The 15255-nt window shown below is 46.8% G+C and carries 14 protein-coding genes; 8 read left to right on the top strand and 6 right to left on the bottom strand.

Annotation, left to right across the window (positions count from 1 at the left end; translation table 11 throughout):
• Nucleotides 1-121 precede the first annotated feature (121 nt).
• Nucleotides 122-1114: a DUF2167 domain-containing protein gene (locus AC0L6N_RS15840; RefSeq protein ID WP_473475861.1), complete on the top strand. Its 993-nt coding sequence runs from the start codon at nucleotides 122-124 to the stop codon at nucleotides 1112-1114.
• Nucleotides 1115-1195: 81 nt separating this feature from the next.
• Here AC0L6N_RS15840 and AC0L6N_RS15835 read toward each other — a convergent pair whose 3' ends face one another.
• The 6 genes from AC0L6N_RS15835 to AC0L6N_RS15810 form a co-directional block, all read right to left on the bottom strand.
• Nucleotides 1196-2278, bottom strand: a complete 1083-nt coding sequence (locus tag AC0L6N_RS15835) for an aldose epimerase family protein (RefSeq protein WP_473475859.1) — start codon at nucleotides 2276-2278, stop codon at nucleotides 1196-1198.
• Nucleotides 2275-3768 (bottom strand): glycerol kinase GlpK, encoded by a 1494-nt coding sequence (glpK, locus tag AC0L6N_RS15830; protein WP_473475857.1) that lies wholly within the window; start codon nucleotides 3766-3768, stop codon nucleotides 2275-2277. Before glpK ends, AC0L6N_RS15835 begins: the two co-directional genes overlap by 4 nt.
• A gap of 38 nt (nucleotides 3769-3806) precedes the next feature.
• Nucleotides 3807-4541, bottom strand: a complete 735-nt coding sequence (locus AC0L6N_RS15825) for a FadR/GntR family transcriptional regulator (protein WP_011576261.1) — start codon at nucleotides 4539-4541, stop codon at nucleotides 3807-3809.
• Between the two features lie 67 nt (nucleotides 4542-4608).
• On the bottom strand, nucleotides 4609-5538 hold the full coding sequence (locus tag AC0L6N_RS15820) for an SMP-30/gluconolactonase/LRE family protein (protein ID WP_473475855.1): 930 nt from the start codon (nucleotides 5536-5538) through the stop codon (nucleotides 4609-4611).
• A 1-nt stretch (nucleotide 5539) separates the two neighbouring features.
• Complete coding sequence (locus tag AC0L6N_RS15815; protein ID WP_473475853.1) at nucleotides 5540-6496, bottom strand: 2-dehydro-3-deoxygalactonokinase; 957 nt, start codon at nucleotides 6494-6496, stop codon at nucleotides 5540-5542.
• Nucleotides 6496-7263, bottom strand: coding sequence for an SDR family NAD(P)-dependent oxidoreductase (locus AC0L6N_RS15810; RefSeq protein ID WP_473475851.1), 768 nt, complete (start codon nucleotides 7261-7263; stop codon nucleotides 6496-6498). The genes AC0L6N_RS15815 and AC0L6N_RS15810 overlap by 1 nt, the downstream gene beginning before the upstream one ends.
• A gap of 468 nt (nucleotides 7264-7731) precedes the next feature.
• Here AC0L6N_RS15810 and mraZ point away from each other — a divergent pair, with 468 nt between their 5' ends.
• From mraZ to mraY, 7 genes are read left to right on the top strand one after another with little or no spacing between them, the layout of a single operon-like run.
• Nucleotides 7732-8190 carry a division/cell wall cluster transcriptional repressor MraZ gene (gene mraZ, locus AC0L6N_RS15805; RefSeq protein ID WP_006994258.1) on the top strand — a complete coding sequence of 153 codons (459 nt, stop codon included), beginning with the start codon at nucleotides 7732-7734 and terminating at the stop codon, nucleotides 8188-8190.
• Nucleotides 8190-9125: a 16S rRNA (cytosine(1402)-N(4))-methyltransferase RsmH gene (rsmH, locus tag AC0L6N_RS15800; protein ID WP_473475847.1), complete on the top strand. Its 936-nt coding sequence runs from the start codon at nucleotides 8190-8192 to the stop codon at nucleotides 9123-9125. Before mraZ ends, rsmH begins: the two co-directional genes overlap by 1 nt.
• Complete coding sequence (gene ftsL / locus AC0L6N_RS15795; protein ID WP_011576256.1) at nucleotides 9122-9442, top strand: cell division protein FtsL; 321 nt, start codon at nucleotides 9122-9124, stop codon at nucleotides 9440-9442. The genes rsmH and ftsL overlap by 4 nt, the downstream gene beginning before the upstream one ends.
• Nucleotides 9439-11199: a peptidoglycan glycosyltransferase FtsI gene (locus AC0L6N_RS15790; protein WP_011576255.1), complete on the top strand. Its 1761-nt coding sequence runs from the start codon at nucleotides 9439-9441 to the stop codon at nucleotides 11197-11199. The genes ftsL and AC0L6N_RS15790 overlap by 4 nt, the downstream gene beginning before the upstream one ends.
• Entirely contained in the window at nucleotides 11189-12766 is a 1578-nt protein-coding gene (locus AC0L6N_RS15785; RefSeq protein WP_473475844.1) for a UDP-N-acetylmuramoyl-L-alanyl-D-glutamate--2,6-diaminopimelate ligase, read from the top strand. The genes AC0L6N_RS15790 and AC0L6N_RS15785 overlap by 11 nt, the downstream gene beginning before the upstream one ends.
• Nucleotides 12763-14178: a UDP-N-acetylmuramoyl-tripeptide--D-alanyl-D-alanine ligase gene (locus AC0L6N_RS15780; protein WP_473475842.1), complete on the top strand. Its 1416-nt coding sequence runs from the start codon at nucleotides 12763-12765 to the stop codon at nucleotides 14176-14178. The genes AC0L6N_RS15785 and AC0L6N_RS15780 overlap by 4 nt, the downstream gene beginning before the upstream one ends.
• Nucleotides 14172-15254: a phospho-N-acetylmuramoyl-pentapeptide-transferase gene (gene mraY, locus AC0L6N_RS15775; RefSeq protein ID WP_473475839.1), complete on the top strand. Its 1083-nt coding sequence runs from the start codon at nucleotides 14172-14174 to the stop codon at nucleotides 15252-15254. The genes AC0L6N_RS15780 and mraY overlap by 7 nt, the downstream gene beginning before the upstream one ends.
• The last annotated feature ends 1 nt before the right edge of the window (nucleotide 15255 follow it).

Here is a 15255-nt window from a genome sequence, read left to right as displayed (position 1 = left end):
GCCATGAAAATTGGACTAGGTCTTCGGGCTCTGATATAAAAAGCTTACGGATCAGTGAGCTAGGTATCTGCGATGGGTAGGCTAGGGATCATGAAAAGCCGATTATTTTAATAGGGATATTATGCAATTATTAGTTAGAGTGTTTTGTACTTTGCTGTTTATCGCAACGATGAACGCACGTGCTCAAGACGCCGTACCCAGTCAGCAATCAAGCGAGTTGGCTCAACAAGAGCTAGATCAACAAGCGCTAAGCCCCCAAGATATAGAACAGCAAGAATACATAAAGTGGGCCAATGCGTTATGGGACGCTATGGAGCCGCAAACAGGTAATATATCGCTACCAGGGGATGTCGCAGAGCTAAACGTGCCAGATACATTCTATTTTTTAAACGCTGCTGATTCCCGTAAGGTATTGGAAGATATATGGGGCAATCCACCAGGCAGTGCAGAGACCATGTTAGGGATGCTTTTTCCAACAGGCGCGACTCCGTTTGAAACAAGCTCTTGGGGCGTCACTATTGAGTATGAACAAGATGGTTATGTCACAGACGACGATGCCGACGACATCAATTACGATGACTTGCTGACTCAAATGAAAGAAGATACCTCACTCAACAGTGAAGAGCGCGTTGCACAAGGTTACGACGCTATATCATTAGTAGGCTGGGCTGCGAAGCCCTACTACGATAAAGCGTCGAATAAGTTGCACTGGGCCAAAGAGATTAAATTTGGTGATGCGCCGGTAAATACGCTTAATTACAATATTCGTGTGCTAGGCCGAAAGGGGGTTCTAGTATTGAACTTTATTGCGGGCATGGATCAATTGCCGCTGATCAATCAAAACCTCGATAGTGTGCTGGCTATCGCTGACTTTAAAGAGGGGTCAAAATACGCTGACTTTAACCCAGATATAGACGATGTGGCAGCATATGGGATTGGTGCGCTGGTGGCTGGCAAAGTGCTTGCAAAAACGGGGCTAATCGCGGCTGCATTGATATTTTTGAAGAAGTTTGGGGTGATCATCGTTCTCGGGCTCGGGGCGTTTATACGGAAATTGTATAAAGTCCGTAAATCAAAAGCACAAGAAAGCTCTGATTCCTCCGCCGAAAGTTGAGTAAGCTTTAATTAAAAAAACGCTGCCAAATGGCAGCGTTTTTTGTTTATACCTTTGTGGATAAGATACTTTGCAAACTATCTACGAAAAGGATAAACGATATTCGGTCACCGAGTAATGCTCTTCATTGGCCTTAAGCGTGGCGCTGGGGAAATGACTTTGATTAGGTGAGTCTGGGTAGAACTGCGTTTCAAAGCAGTATGCTTGTTTACCTTGATACTCTGTTGCGCCTTTTCCAATGGGCTCTGGCCCAACGTAATTTGCTGTGTACAGCTGCATGCCAGGCATAGTGGTCAAAACACTCATAGTGCGCCGACTTTTTGGCTCGAAAGCCTTAGCGACCAGCTCTGGCGCATTCATCTTGGCTTGGTAAGCATCTAAGCACCAGTTGTGATCAAAGCCATTACCAAGTTTTATCTGCTTATGGCTGGACTGCAATGGGCTCTTAAGTGTCGTCATTTCACGCAAGTCAAACGGCGTGTTATTTACATCAACTAATTCCCCCGTGGGGATAGCGTGCTCATCGGTTGGGGTGTAATGACTGGCCAAAATTTGTACTTGATGATCTTCAATGGAGCCGCTGTTATGTCCGGCTAAGTTAAAGTAACTGTGTTGGGTAGGATTGAACACCGTGTCTTGCGCTGCTTTTGCGCGGTAGGTTATTTTCAAACCCGTTTCATGCAAAGTGTAAGTCACATTGACTTCTAATCGACCGGGAAAGCCTTGATCGCCATCTTCACTGGTAAGCGTTAGCATCAAGGAGGCTTCAGCGTCATTATCTAGTGTTTGCGCTTGCCAAACTCGGCGATTAAACCCTTCAAAACCGCCATGTAAGCTGTTACCACCTTGATTCACATCTAACTGATAATTTACATCGTTTAACGCGAAATGTCCTTTGGCGATACGGTTTGCGTAGCGTCCAACAAGTGCTCCTACGTAAGCTTGGTCAGCGATATAATCTTCGAGAGTATCGAAGCCAAGCACGATATCCACTGGTGCCTGCGGCGCATCTGATTTTAACGGTTCTGCATCTGGCACTAACCAGCGACGAATGATGCCGCCCAAATCAAGAATATCTACCTGCATTCCGACTTTATTTCGCAAGCTGTATTCAGTGACTTTCTGTCCGTCAGGCAGCGTCCCAAAAAGACGATGTTTGATCATTTCGTATAACCTAATGTGCTTTGTACCGCGTTTTCCCAGCCCGCAATTAATTTTCGGCGCTGAGAAGAAGGCATTTCAGCGTCAAAGCTGCTTTCTACTTCGTTCATACTGGCTAGCTGCTCACATGACGCGTAGATGCCCGCTTTAAGACCGGCAAGATAAGCCGCGCCTAGGGCTGTGGTTTCCATGATTTTAGGCCGCTCTACTGTGACATCTAAAATGCCAGCCAAGAATTGGCATAACCAGTTATTGCCAACCATACCGCCATCGACGCGAATTTTATCCAGTGATACGCCATCTTCTGCCATGGCATGCAGCAAATCTGAGGTTTGATAACACACTGACTCAAGGGCCGCGCGCACAAAGTGTGCATTAGTGGTGCCTCGTGTTAAACCGAATACGGCACCGCGAGCATCTGGCGCCCAATGTGGCGCGCCTAGTCCTGCAAAGGCCGGCACCATGTATACACCATGATCGTCATCCAATGACTTGGCTAAGTCTTCAGTTTCTGAAGCACTTTTAATGACGCCTAAACCATCACGCAGCCATTGAATGGCAGCGCCCGCAATAAAAATTGAGCCTTCAAGGGCATAATGGGTTTCACCTTTAATGGTGTAAGCCACGGTCGTGAGCAGTTTATTTTTAGAGTTAAAGGCTTTGGTGCCTGTATTTAGCATGACAAAACAGCCAGTACCATAGGTGCTCTTTATCGCGCCTTCTTTGAAGCAACATTGCCCAATGCTGGCGGCCTGTTGGTCTCCTGCAACACCTAGGATTGGCAAGGAAAAGCCGAATAAATCTTCGGTAGTATGGCCAAAATCATCAGCGCATTCTTTGACCACGGGTAACACTGATTTAGGGACGTTGAAGACCTCTAGCAGTTTTGGATCCCATGCCATGTCATGGATATTGAATAAGTTGGTGCGACTGGCGTTGGTCACATCAGTGGCGTGCACCTGTCCGTCAGTTAACCGCCAGATCAAAAACGAATCAATCGTACCGAAAGCCAAGTCTCCGGCGTCTGCTTTTTCACGAGCCCCTTCAACATTATCTAAAATCCATGCGACCTTTGAGGCGGAAAAATATGGGTCAAGCAATAAACCTGTGCGTGAATTCACCACGTCAAACAAGCCTTTATCTTGCATTTCTCGGCACGTTTTTGCGGTGCGCCTATCTTGCCATACAATCGCGTTGTAAATAGCTTGGCCTGTGTTTCTATCCCACACGACCGTAGTTTCACGTTGATTCGTAACGCCAATCGCTGCGATACGGGCACCTTTTGCTATTGCTTCTGAAATAGCTTGGCGACATACCACAACGGTTGATGACCAAATATCTTCTGGGTCATGTTCTACCCAACCATCATTTGGGTAATGCTGAGTGAATTCTTGTTGGGCTACGGCAATAATGCTCGAATCGGGCGCAAAAATAATGGCTCGTGTTGAAGTAGTACCTTGGTCAATAGCTAATATACAATCTTTGATCCGCATCGCAATTTCGGTCCTTTTACAGGTTAACTTTTTATAGGTTAACTTTGTTGAGATTTTCTGTTCTTTTCATCGTCTAGCGCTTTATTGAGAAGGGTTTTTGCTTCTAACAATAGGCTACGCATTTGGTTCTCAGCGGACTGATGATCACCCGCTAAAATATAATCTAGGATCTCTTGATGATCTTCCACACTTGCACGGTCTACGCCTTTGTGGCGGTTGGTAATACGAATACTGAAACGTAGCGCAACCTCAATGGTATGACGCATATTCCAAAAAAAACGATTTCCGCTGGCTTCTAAAATGCCAACATGAAAAGCAATGTCAGCATCAAGATGATCGTCTTCTCCCCTTGCTGCTGCTTCCATACGCTCAATGGCAGCGTTCAGGGTTTGCCGGTTTTCTTCCGTTAAATTTTGCGCCGCCAACCCTGCCGCTGCAGGCTCAATGGCTAAGCGCATATCGGCGAATTCTGAAATAATTGGCAGTGAGCCTTTTCGATCCAGTAGCCAATTTAAAATATCAGGGTCTGACAAGTTCCACTGTGACTCTGGTAACACTATGGTGCCCCGGCGAGGGCGGGCATCTAACATGCCTTTCGCGGTTAGCATTTTTACTGCTTCACGCAATACCGTGCGACTTGCATCAAACGATTCGCACAGCGCAGCTTCTGCCATAAGCGGCTCCCCTTGTGGGTACTCACCTAAAGCAATTGCTTTGCCCAACGATTGCACTATGTGACGGGTAAAATTCCCGCTAAACATTCTACTTGCCATGATTTTTTCCGCGTTTCATTGTTATTTTAATTAATGAGCTGACAGTGCCAGTTTCGCCGAGACGGTGTTATTGCCGCCGAGGCACTGTACATATTGGCTCCGCTATTCCCTTAAACGGTGTGTGATAAATCATTACCGCCCCATTGTGCTTATAGATTTCATCATCCTCACGAGATAGCCCCTCACGTGCGGATGTAATAATTAGATGATTAAGGTCTGGGCCGCCAAAGCTTACGCATGACGGCTGTTGGCAATCAACGGGTAGGGTGAAATCTAGTGTTCCTGATGGGGAGTATCGTTTTACACAAGCGCTTCCCCACTGAGCATTCCAAAGGTAACCCTGATTGTCAATGCACGAGCCATCTGGAAATGCGTTGCCTGTCGTAGCAAAAAAATGCTCCAATTGACTTGGCGTGCCACATTCAGACTCAAAATCACTGCGCCATACTTGTTGCTTAGCTGAATCAGCGAAATACATTGTTTTACTGTCGGCGCTGAACGCCAGCCCATTAGCGATGGAAATGCCATCTAACATAGTGCGCGCTTGGCCATTGGCGTCTAAGCGATAAAGTTTGGCTTGTTGGTCGTTTGCAAGTCTGGAGACATCCACACTGTCATCTTCGATGACGGAGCCGGCCCAAAAACGCCCTTGACGGTCAACTTTGCCGTCATTCATACGAGTGTAAGGTAAATCGGCTTCTATTTTGCTTATCCATTGGATGTCTTGTTCAATCGGATTAAAAAATGCAAAACCCGTTTCAAACGCAGCGATAAACCAATCTGGCTCAGGGGTTAAGCCAAAAGAACATAATCTTTCAGGGCAGGGGTATTGAGTCACCTTGTTATCAAAATCCCAGCGATAGAATTGTTTGCCTAGTATGTCTGTCCAAAAGGCACATTGTTGCCTGGGATCCCAAATGACGCCTTCGCCTAATTCGTTTTCCACTGCTAAGCAGCGATATAAACTCACGTCTTTTGACTGATTTATTGGCTTCACGTTACGATTGCTCGCTTGGTGTATTAGCGGCGAGGTCGCGCCATTTTACTGAAGCTAGGGTTTGTAGGCCTAATAAGGTCGCATCTTCGTTGCTGAAGTGTTCAGTGCTGATCCCCATATACTCTAGTGCCTCAACATACAAACCGCAGATATGGTCCGAGCCAATGACTGCCACATGCGAGAAAATATCAAAATCTTGCATAGCCGCTTTTACATCTGAACCAATCAGTAAGCCTGACAAATAACCAGCAGCTTCTGCGTTGGTGCGTTTGTCGATGATCTGATACGCCCGGGTAGCAAACAAGGTATGCAGTAAGTTACTCGATTGATGCATGCCTACCCGTAATCCATTGGTAAAACTGCTTTTACACCAGCTGGGTACAGAAGCAGGGCTAAGCAGTACACTATGTTGACTCAGCACTTCATAAAGTTCTCCCACTGGACTGGTCACAAAAGAAGTAATGCTTTCACCTTCACATAATGCCCATTTGGTATGGGTACCAGGCAGGCAAATCAAGCGTTTATCGGAGATGTTAAGCACTTGAGACAAAAAGCCGAATACTTGGGTTTCTTCACCGCGCATAATATCAGGCAGATGATGGCGGTTCTGACAAGACACACCGGGTAAAATGGTGATGTTCAAGCCGCGAGCTGAAAAACTTTTACTCAACGCCAATAAGTTGTTCTTATCTGTGGGACAAGGCACATAGCTGGTTTGTTTCCAGCCGGTGTCAGAGCCGACGGCACCAATTAAAAATACCGGCACATTTCCGTATAATTCTATCCAAGGTTGGCATAACTCAAAAAATCGAGACTCAGGGTTATTAATATATTTGATGCCCATGCCCTTGGTGCGTGCCAAAACGGTGAGCTCTTGTTGATGAAAGCGGCACAAGTAGAGACGGCATACGCTTGTGCCCCAATCACCCAAAATAATAATATCAGACTGCATGTTCATCAGGTTCGCCCTGCGTCAATGACAAACTGCTGACCAGTAATCATTGCGCTGTCCTCTGCTGCTAAAAATAGCGCCATATTAGCCACGTGTATGGGTTCGAGGCTGCCACGCAGGGCAACGGATTTTTGCCATTCCTTATCTGCTTCTGGTGTCAACCAAAGAGCGAGCTGACGGTCAGTGGCCACCCAGCCGGGTAATATAGTATTAACTCGTATGCCATATTCGCCGTATTGATTGGCCAAGGATTTACTCAAACCGTTTAACGCCGATTTAGCCGCTACGTAACCGGGCATTTGTTTTGGTCCAATCAGCACATTGATAGAGCTCATATTAATAATATTGCCGGCACGTTTGTCGCGCATTAGGCGGATCGCGCTTTGACAAGCAAAAAACGTCGAGTCGAGGTTCACAGCCATACAGTCGCGCCAACCTTGCTGGTCGATATCAAGAGGAGAGTGGCGTGTGTCATTGGCGACATTATTAATTAACACGTCTAACCGCCCGTGACTGTGTCCAATTGAGCTTATAAAGGCCTGTAGTTCGTCTATATGCGTTGTATCTAAGTTCTTAAAAATGGGGGCTGCACCCAGCTCTGCATGCAATTTGCTGCACAATGCATGAGCAGCTTCTTCTTGCACATCAACAAAAAGGACTCGGGCTTGTTGGCGCATAAACGCTTCTACCATAACCGCACCGATACCAGTAGCACCGCCGGTTATAAGAATAACTTTGCCTTTCAGGCTTGGGTAAGTAGCGTAATTGGACATAACTAACTCATTGATATTGATAGGGCTGTCATTATAAGCAAACACGTGGTTCAATCACCAACGTCGGACAGTTTCTTATGTACATATATATTATAATATTATTTATTTTCAAATTTAACCCATTTTATTTACATTTTTACCCCCTTTTGTGTGTGACTTCCTTCCCTGACTGATTAAAAATCCGCCGTCTTAGCTGCCTTCGCAAACGAGTAGTGAGATTTACATGCCTTCGGTGATGCCAAAATGCGTCACTTTTAGTAATTCCTTTCACATATCAGTCACTTCAGCCAACGCCTTGATTTCTCTGGCTTGAGGCATCGTCAAATTGCCTGTTTTATCCCTTGACATGATGGACATGAGGTACCTAAACTGTGCATCGTGGGTAAAAGTGGCAAAAAGTGGATCAAAAACTCATATTTAGTGAGAAATGGTTCTAAATCAGTAACGAATTATAAAAAAGGCTAGGAAATGTTCCGCGGCGCTAACGCAATCAATCTTGACGTAAAAGGACGGGTAACGATACCAACGAAGTATCGTCAGTCTTTGCTGGATGATTGTCAGGGGCAACTGGTGTGTACTATTGACACCCAGCAACCTTGCTTGCTGCTTTACCCACTTCCTGAATGGGAAGAAATTGAGCTTAAACTTTCGCGCCTATCCAGTATGAATCCCCATGAGCGCAGATTACAGCGTTTACTGCTCGGTTATGCAACCGAAGGGGAGATGGATAAGAGCGGTCGCTTTCTATTGACTGCGCCGCTGCGCGAGCATGCTCATTTAGATAAACAAATTATGTTGGTAGGCCAATTGAACAAATTCGAAATTTGGGATCACAGTGTCTGGCAACAACAAATACAACAAGATGTTGCGACTGAGCAAGAAGCAGCCTTTGAATTAACTGAGCGCTTGCAGGATTTCTCACTCTAATGACTACGCAACCATCACACCTATCTGTACTGCTGCAAGAATCCATTGACGGGTTAGCGATTAAACCCGACGGCGTCTATCTGGATGCCACATTTGGGCGTGGTGGTCACACTAAGCAGATATTATCTCAGTTATCGTCAAACGGTCGCTTGATTGCCCTTGACCGTGACCCTTCAGCGATTGAAGCGGCTAAAGCGCTGGCGGATGATGCACGTTTCAGTATACATCATTGTAACTTTTCAGAAATGGAAGAGGTGCTTACCTCTCTTGAACTGCACGGCAAAGTAGACGGTATCTTGATGGATTTGGGCGTGTCTTCACCCCAGCTAGATGAGCCAGAGCGTGGCTTTAGTTTTATGCGTGAAGGGCCATTAGACATGCGCATGAATCCAACTAAAGGGCAAAGTGCTGCCCAGTGGTTAGCCCATGCTGAAGAGCAAGATATTGCACAAGTCATCAAAGAATTTGGTGAAGAAAAATTTGGTAAACGTATTGCTCACGGTATTGTTAACGCGCGTCAAGAAGCACCAATAACCACCACGGCGCAATTGGCCGAAATTATCGATTTGGCGGTCCCCGTTAAAGACAAGTTCAAGCATCCAGCAACGCGCAGCTTTCAAGGTATTCGTATCTATATCAACAGTGAACTGGATGAAATTCGCACGGGTTTGAAAGCCGCGTTAAATAGCTTGAATTCTGGTGGACGCTTGTCTGTGATCAGCTTTCATTCATTGGAAGACAGACTAGTAAAACGCTTTATTCGAGAGCAAAGTCGCGGTCTTCAAGTTCCCCATGGTTTACCCATTATGCAGGCTGAAATAGATTCTCATAAAGCCATGAAAGCCATAGGCAAAGCCATAAAACCCTCAAGTGATGAGTTGTCTCGAAATGTCCGTGCCCGTAGTTCGGTTCTCAGGGTTGCCGAAAAATTATGAGTACCCAAGAAACTAACTTCAAACTCGTCGGCTTTCTGCTTGCTGACCTAGCCCGCCATCCCGTGCGGGTTTTGTTGTTTTTGTCACTGTTAGTTAGCGCGGGTGCCGTTATCTTGAGTGCACACCATAATCGCCAGGCGTCGATTGCGCTTGAGCGCCTGATGCAAAAGAAAGATCAGCTAGATGTCCAATGGCGAAATCTGATTTTAGAACAAAGCGCGTTAACCGAACATAATCGTATTGAGAACCTGGTGTCTAAGCAATTAGGCATGCGCCGCCCGCAAGCTGATGAAGAAGTGGTGGTGAGAATAAAATGAGCCGAGTTAGCACCAACAAAAAACGTAATCAGCAAGCGAAGCAAAATGTCGCCCCTACTGCTTTGCAGTGGCGCTATTTGCTCGTGATAGGCGTGATTATGTTGGTGTTTGTTGGGCTATCAGCTCGGGCAGTTTACATTCAAGTTATCGACCCTGACTTGCTGATTAAGCAAGGGGATAACCGCACATTACGCACGCAAAATATGCCGGTGCACCGAGGTTTGATAACCGACAGAAATGGCCAGAATTTGGCGGTAAGTGTGCCAGTAAGAGCCATTTGGGCTGACCCGAAAACCATCGTTGAAAACGGTTCATTAAATGATAAGCGCCGCTGGCAGGCGCTCGCTGACGTGTTAGGTCAAGATTACACCAAGCTCGTTTCACGCGTGAAAAATCCGAAAAAGCGTTTTGTGTACATTCAACGTCAAGTTTCACCTGCGATGGCTGATTATGTGGATCAGCTTTCCATAAGTGGGGTGTATTTGCGAGACGAGTCCCGTCGCTATTATCCAACAGGAGAAGTGTCTGCGCAGCTAATTGGTTTCACCAATGTTGACGATCAGGGCATCGAGGGTATCGAAAAGTTATATAACGAATGGCTGAAGGGAGCCCCCGGCAGTCGTAAGATTCGTCGTGACGGCAAAGGCCGTCAGGTGGAAATTTTAGAGCAAGAAGCCGGTGAAGAGCCAAAAGATATTCAGTTAACGATTGACCAGCGTATTCAGGCCTTTGCCTACAAAGAATTGAAAAAAGCCGTGCAGTATTACAAAGCCACGTCCGCTTCAGCCGTTGTGGTTGATGTGCAAACCGGCGAGATACTGGCCATGGTTAATAACCCGTCTTATAACCCGAATAATCGTAGCGGTGTTTCTGGTCACAGGATTCGTAATCGCGCGATTACAGATGCTTTTGAGCCCGGCTCATCGATTAAGCCTATTGCGGTGCTTAGCGCATTGGAATTTGGCTCAGTAGAAATGGACAGCGTTATTGATACCTCACCTGGTTGGATGCGCGTAGGCGGTAGCATGGTGCGAGATTCTCGTAACTACGGTGAGTTGGATTTAACCGGGATCATTCGTAAATCGAGTAATATGGGCACCTCAAAGTTGGCTTTATCTGTGCCAAAGCAATTCTTGATAGATCAGTATTACAACATGGGGTTAATGAGCGACACAGGCTCGAATCTTATTGGTGAAAGTAGCGGTATATTTCACGATCGCAGCCGCTGGTCAGAGTTTGAATTATCCACCTTATCATTTGGTTATGGCTTGTCGGTGACCACAGCCCAGCTAGCCAGAATGTATAGCGTATTGGGCAGTGGCGGCATTAAACGCCCGCTTAGCGTGATAAAGAGTGAGCAAAAAGCGCCGGAAGAGCGAGTACTCAGCGAGGACATCGCTCATGAAGTACTGACCATGATGGAAAGTGTTGTCAATGAAGGCGGCTCAGGCACGAAAGCGCGTGTTCCTGGTTATCGTGTAGCAGGCAAAACGGGCACCAGTAGAAAAGCGGTCGCTGGTGGTTACGGCGAAGAGTACGTCAGTATCTTCGCTGGTGTGGCGCCTGTATCTGACCCGCAACTTGCGGTAGTGGTACTGATCAACGAACCCCGCGGTGACTTATATTATGCGGGTGATACCGCAGCGCCTGTGTTCTCAAAAATCATGTCTAATAGTTTGCAAATGTTAAACGTTCCCCCCGATGACAAGTCAGTGTCTTCACTGGCCTCAATTACGGGAGCGTCTCATGCTGGATAGCAAACAAGTGCAAACTAACCAAGCTCAATTAAAGCGAGCTCATTCAAAAACAGCGCAGAGTATAAAACCGCTACTGTTAGAATTTGGTATTCAGGCCGGGGACATTACGATTGAATCTTTGGTGCTTGATAGCCGTGATGTGGCTATTCACAGTGCATTTATTGCGCTCAAAGGCCATGTACGTGACGGGCGAGATTTTATTCCTCAAGCGATCAGCCTAGGCGCAAAGGTCATCATAGCCGAGTGCGAAACCCAAGCAGAGCACGGGCATACGAGCATGCGCGAGCAATCGTTAATCATCAGCTTTTATGACTTATCTGCTCAGTTATCCGCACTTGCGGCTGCATTTTATGGTTACCCAGCCAAGTCCTTACAAGTGATTGGCGTGACGGGCACCAACGGCAAGACATCGACAGTACAATTGACCAGTCAATTGGCAGCGCTACTTAATAAGCGCGCCGCGTCAATTGGCACATTAGGCTCAGGTGTGATTGACCAATCAGGGGTATGCGCATCGCATAGTGAAACGGCGAACACCACGCCAGACGCTATCAGCATGCATAAATTGATGGCGCAATTTGCACAAGATCAGGTTAAACAAGTCGCCCTTGAAGTGTCTTCTCATGCATTAGTACAACAACGCGTTGCTGCGCTTAAAACAGATGTGGCTGTGTTGACGAACTTAACACGAGACCACCTTGATTATCACGGCACTATGCAAGCCTACGCCCAAGCTAAACGCGAGTTGTTGAAGCAACCTGAGCTCAGATTCGCGGTACTCAACGGGAATGAAATTGAGAGCAAGCGTTGGTTGGCGCAGTTACCTTCAGCGGTAACGCCTGTTATTTACGGGATCGCTGACGAGAGCTTAATGCTAACGGACGCTGAGCATCAATGTTTAGCCAAGGATGTCGTGTATTCGAACCAAGGGTGCCGATTTAAATTGGTGAGCTCATGGGGTGAATGTGACATTCAATTATCTTTACTAGGGCGCTTTAACATTTTTAACGCACTGGCTGCAATAGCGAGTCAGTTATGTCTAGGTGAATCGCTAAATGATATCGCTAAGCATGCGCATTTGTTGGTGCCGGTCACCGGTCGCATGGAGCGTTTTGGTGGGAATAACTCGCCTACCGTTGTAGTAGATTACGCCCATACGCCAGATGCCTTAAAGCAAGCGTTAGTGGCGCTTCGCCAACATAGCCAAGGGCGTTTGTCGGTTATTTTTGGTTGCGGTGGCGACAGAGACACAGGTAAACGCTCTTTAATGGGAGAGGTCGCTGAAACCTACGCAGATGACATGACCATTACCAATGACAACAGTCGTTCGGAAGATCCCACCGCGATTGCTAACGATATTCTAAGTGGCTGTGTACACCCAGAAAAAGTGCAGGTGGTACTTGACCGCAAGGCGGCTATTGAACAAGCCGTATCGAACGCGACAGCGAATGACATCATTTTAGTGGCAGGTAAAGGCCACGAAGATTACCAAATTATTGGCAACCAAACGGTTGCTTACGACGAGCGTGAATACGTACAACAAATGTTTGAGAGGAACATCACATGATCCCGGTTTCATTGGCGTGGATTGCGCAGCAAGTGCAGGGCGAAATTATTCGCAGCGAAAACAGTATTGCTGAAGACGCCATAATTCAGGGTGTCAGCACTGACACGCGTCATATAAATTCAAATGATTTATTTATTGCCTTGAGCGGACCAAATTTCGATGGCCATAAGTTTATCGAACAGGCTCAAACAAGTGGAGCAATAGCGGTAGTTGTTAGCCGTCAAGTGGATACCCCGTTAGCCCAAATATTAGTTAGCGATACCAAAGCCGCTCTGGGACTATTGGGACAGGCAGTAAAGCGTGAGGTAGCACCAAAGACGGTGGCTATCACCGGTAGCAGTGGCAAAACCACAGTCAAAGAAATGGTTGCTGCTATTTTATCTCGACGCGGTAAAGTGCTCGCCACTAAGGGCAACTTCAACAACGATATTGGTGTGCCTCTTACCTTATTGCGTCTTGAAGCGCAGCACGAGTTCGCCGTAGTTGAGTTAGGTGCTAACCATCTTGGGGAAATTGCTTATACCACTGAGTTGGTAAAGCCAGATGTGGCTACGATCGTTAACGCTGCTGCTGCTCACCTTGAAGGGTTCGGCAGCTTATTAGGTGTGGCACGCGCTAAAAGTGAAATTTTCAAAGGGTTAGGAAAAGACGGGCTAGCTATTTTCAACGCCGACAGCCAATTCTACGCGTTCTGGCACGGTAAGTATGAACATCTACGTAATCAGCGTTTTTCGACCCAAGGTGAAGCCGATTATTACGCACAGGATGTCGTACTTGGTTTAAGTGGTTGCGCAGACTTTCTGATGGTCACGCCCATCGGTAAGGTGTCTATCACTTTGCCTTTGCCTGGTATTCATAACGTCAGCAATGCCTTAGTTTCTGCTGCATTAGCGATAGAAGTAGGTGCTAACTTACAGGATGTGCAAGCTGGGTTGCAGTACATGGCACAAGTAAGTGGTCGCTTACAAGTTAAGCAGTTAAGTGGTCAGGTTAAAGTACTTGATGACACATACAACGCTAACGTGGCCTCTGTAAACGCAGCCATTGATTTACTTGGCAGCTTTGCTGGGCGCAAAATTTTAGTGTTAGGCGATATGGCTGAACTAGGAGAGCGAGCACGCTTTTATCATCAGCAAGTAGGGGAATATGCCAAAGAAAAGGGCATAGACGACTTGTACACTCTTGGCGTACTCAGTCAAAGCGCCAGCGATGTGTATCAAAAGAGCGGTTACCATTTTAGTGATAAAGACAAATTAGTCGCGGCATTAGCCGAGCATTTAGCAGCGGAGAAACGAGATATCAGCATTTTAGTAAAGGGCTCCCGTAGTGCGCGTATGGAGTTGGTAGTGGAAGCTTTGGAGGCATCCCCCGTGGGAAAGTTTGAACGCTTTAGGGAGCTAATGGCATGTTGATGCTACTGGCCGATTGGCTACAACAGTTTGAGCCAAGCTTTCGGGTCTTCTCTTATCTGACGCTTCGTGCCATTTTGAGCACGCTAACGGCCCTGTTAATTGCCGTTTTAATTGGCCCGCGGATGATCCGTTGGTTGCAAACCATGCAAATTGGCCAAACGGTGCGTGATGACGGCCCTCAATCCCATCTGGCCAAATCAGGCACACCTACTATGGGTGGCTTACTGATTTTGGCGGCGATTGTGGTAAGCGTACTGTTATGGGCAGACTTAACCAATCGCTATGTTTGGGTCACGTTAAGTGTCGTTGTCGGTTACGGCATTATCGGCTTTATTGATGACTACCGTAAGGTCGTGCGTAAAGACCCGAAAGGCTTGATTGCGCGCTGGAAGTACTTTTGGCAGTCGGTTATTGCTATTGGTGTCGCCTTGTATTTATACGCCAGCCAGCAAGACCCGGCTGAAACCGCCTTGCTCGTGCCATTTTTCAAAGATGTGATGCCGCAAATGGGCATGTTCTTCATCGTGATGACTTATTTTGTGATTGTCGGGACCAGTAATGCGGTCAATCTAACGGACGGTTTAGATGGCTTAGCTATCGTGCCTACTGTTCTAGTGGCTGGTGCATTCGCGATTTTTGCTTACACCACAGGCAACATTAACTTTTCCGCTTACCTGAATATTCCGTATTTACCCTTGACCAGTGAACTGGTGATTGTATGCACAGCCATTGTCGGCGCGGGCCTCGGCTTTTTGTGGTTCAACACTTACCCAGCCATGGTGTTCATGGGCGATGTTGGCTCACTGGCACTTGGCGGCACGCTAGGGATCATCGCTGTGTTAGTGCGTCAAGAAATCGTACTGGTGATCATGGGTGGCGTATTTGTGGTGGAAACGCTCTCGGTTATTTTGCAGGTGGGATCATTTAAATTGCGCGGCCAACGGATTTTCAGAATGGCGCCAATCCACCACCACTATGAATTAAAAGGCTGGCCAGAGCCTCGCGTTATCGTGCGATTCTGGATCATCTCCATCATTTTAGTCTTGGTTGGCTTAGCCACCTTGAAATTACGTTAAA

It is taken from the genome of Paraglaciecola sp. G1-13, from assembly GCF_055809255.1.
The sequence above is the reverse complement of the archived record's forward strand: the minus strand, read 5'-3'. Positions and strand labels throughout refer to the sequence as shown.

What these genes read in the sequence shown, in the direction of transcription:
- AC0L6N_RS15840 (WP_473475861.1), top strand. Translation starts at nt 122, where the DNA reads ATGCAATTATTAGTTAGAGTGTTTTGTACTTTGCTGTTTATCGCAACG.
- AC0L6N_RS15835 (WP_473475859.1), bottom strand. Translation starts at nt 2,278, where the DNA reads ATGATCAAACATCGTCTTTTTGGGACGCTGCCTGACGGACAGAAAGTC.
- glpK (WP_473475857.1), bottom strand. Translation starts at nt 3,768, where the DNA reads ATGCGGATCAAAGATTGTATATTAGCTATTGACCAAGGTACTACTTCA.
- AC0L6N_RS15825 (WP_011576261.1), bottom strand. Translation starts at nt 4,541, where the DNA reads ATGGCAAGTAGAATGTTTAGCGGGAATTTTACCCGTCACATAGTGCAA.
- AC0L6N_RS15815 (WP_473475853.1), bottom strand. Translation starts at nt 6,496, where the DNA reads ATGAACATGCAGTCTGATATTATTATTTTGGGTGATTGGGGCACAAGC.
- AC0L6N_RS15810 (WP_473475851.1), bottom strand. Translation starts at nt 7,263, where the DNA reads ATGTCCAATTACGCTACTTACCCAAGCCTGAAAGGCAAAGTTATTCTT.
- mraZ (WP_006994258.1), top strand. Translation starts at nt 7,732, where the DNA reads ATGTTCCGCGGCGCTAACGCAATCAATCTTGACGTAAAAGGACGGGTA.
- rsmH (WP_473475847.1), top strand. Translation starts at nt 8,190, where the DNA reads ATGACTACGCAACCATCACACCTATCTGTACTGCTGCAAGAATCCATT.
- ftsL (WP_011576256.1), top strand. Translation starts at nt 9,122, where the DNA reads ATGAGTACCCAAGAAACTAACTTCAAACTCGTCGGCTTTCTGCTTGCT.
- AC0L6N_RS15790 (WP_011576255.1), top strand. Translation starts at nt 9,439, where the DNA reads ATGAGCCGAGTTAGCACCAACAAAAAACGTAATCAGCAAGCGAAGCAA.
- AC0L6N_RS15785 (WP_473475844.1), top strand. Translation starts at nt 11,189, where the DNA reads ATGCTGGATAGCAAACAAGTGCAAACTAACCAAGCTCAATTAAAGCGA.
- AC0L6N_RS15780 (WP_473475842.1), top strand. Translation starts at nt 12,763, where the DNA reads ATGATCCCGGTTTCATTGGCGTGGATTGCGCAGCAAGTGCAGGGCGAA.
- mraY (WP_473475839.1), top strand. Translation starts at nt 14,172, where the DNA reads ATGTTGATGCTACTGGCCGATTGGCTACAACAGTTTGAGCCAAGCTTT.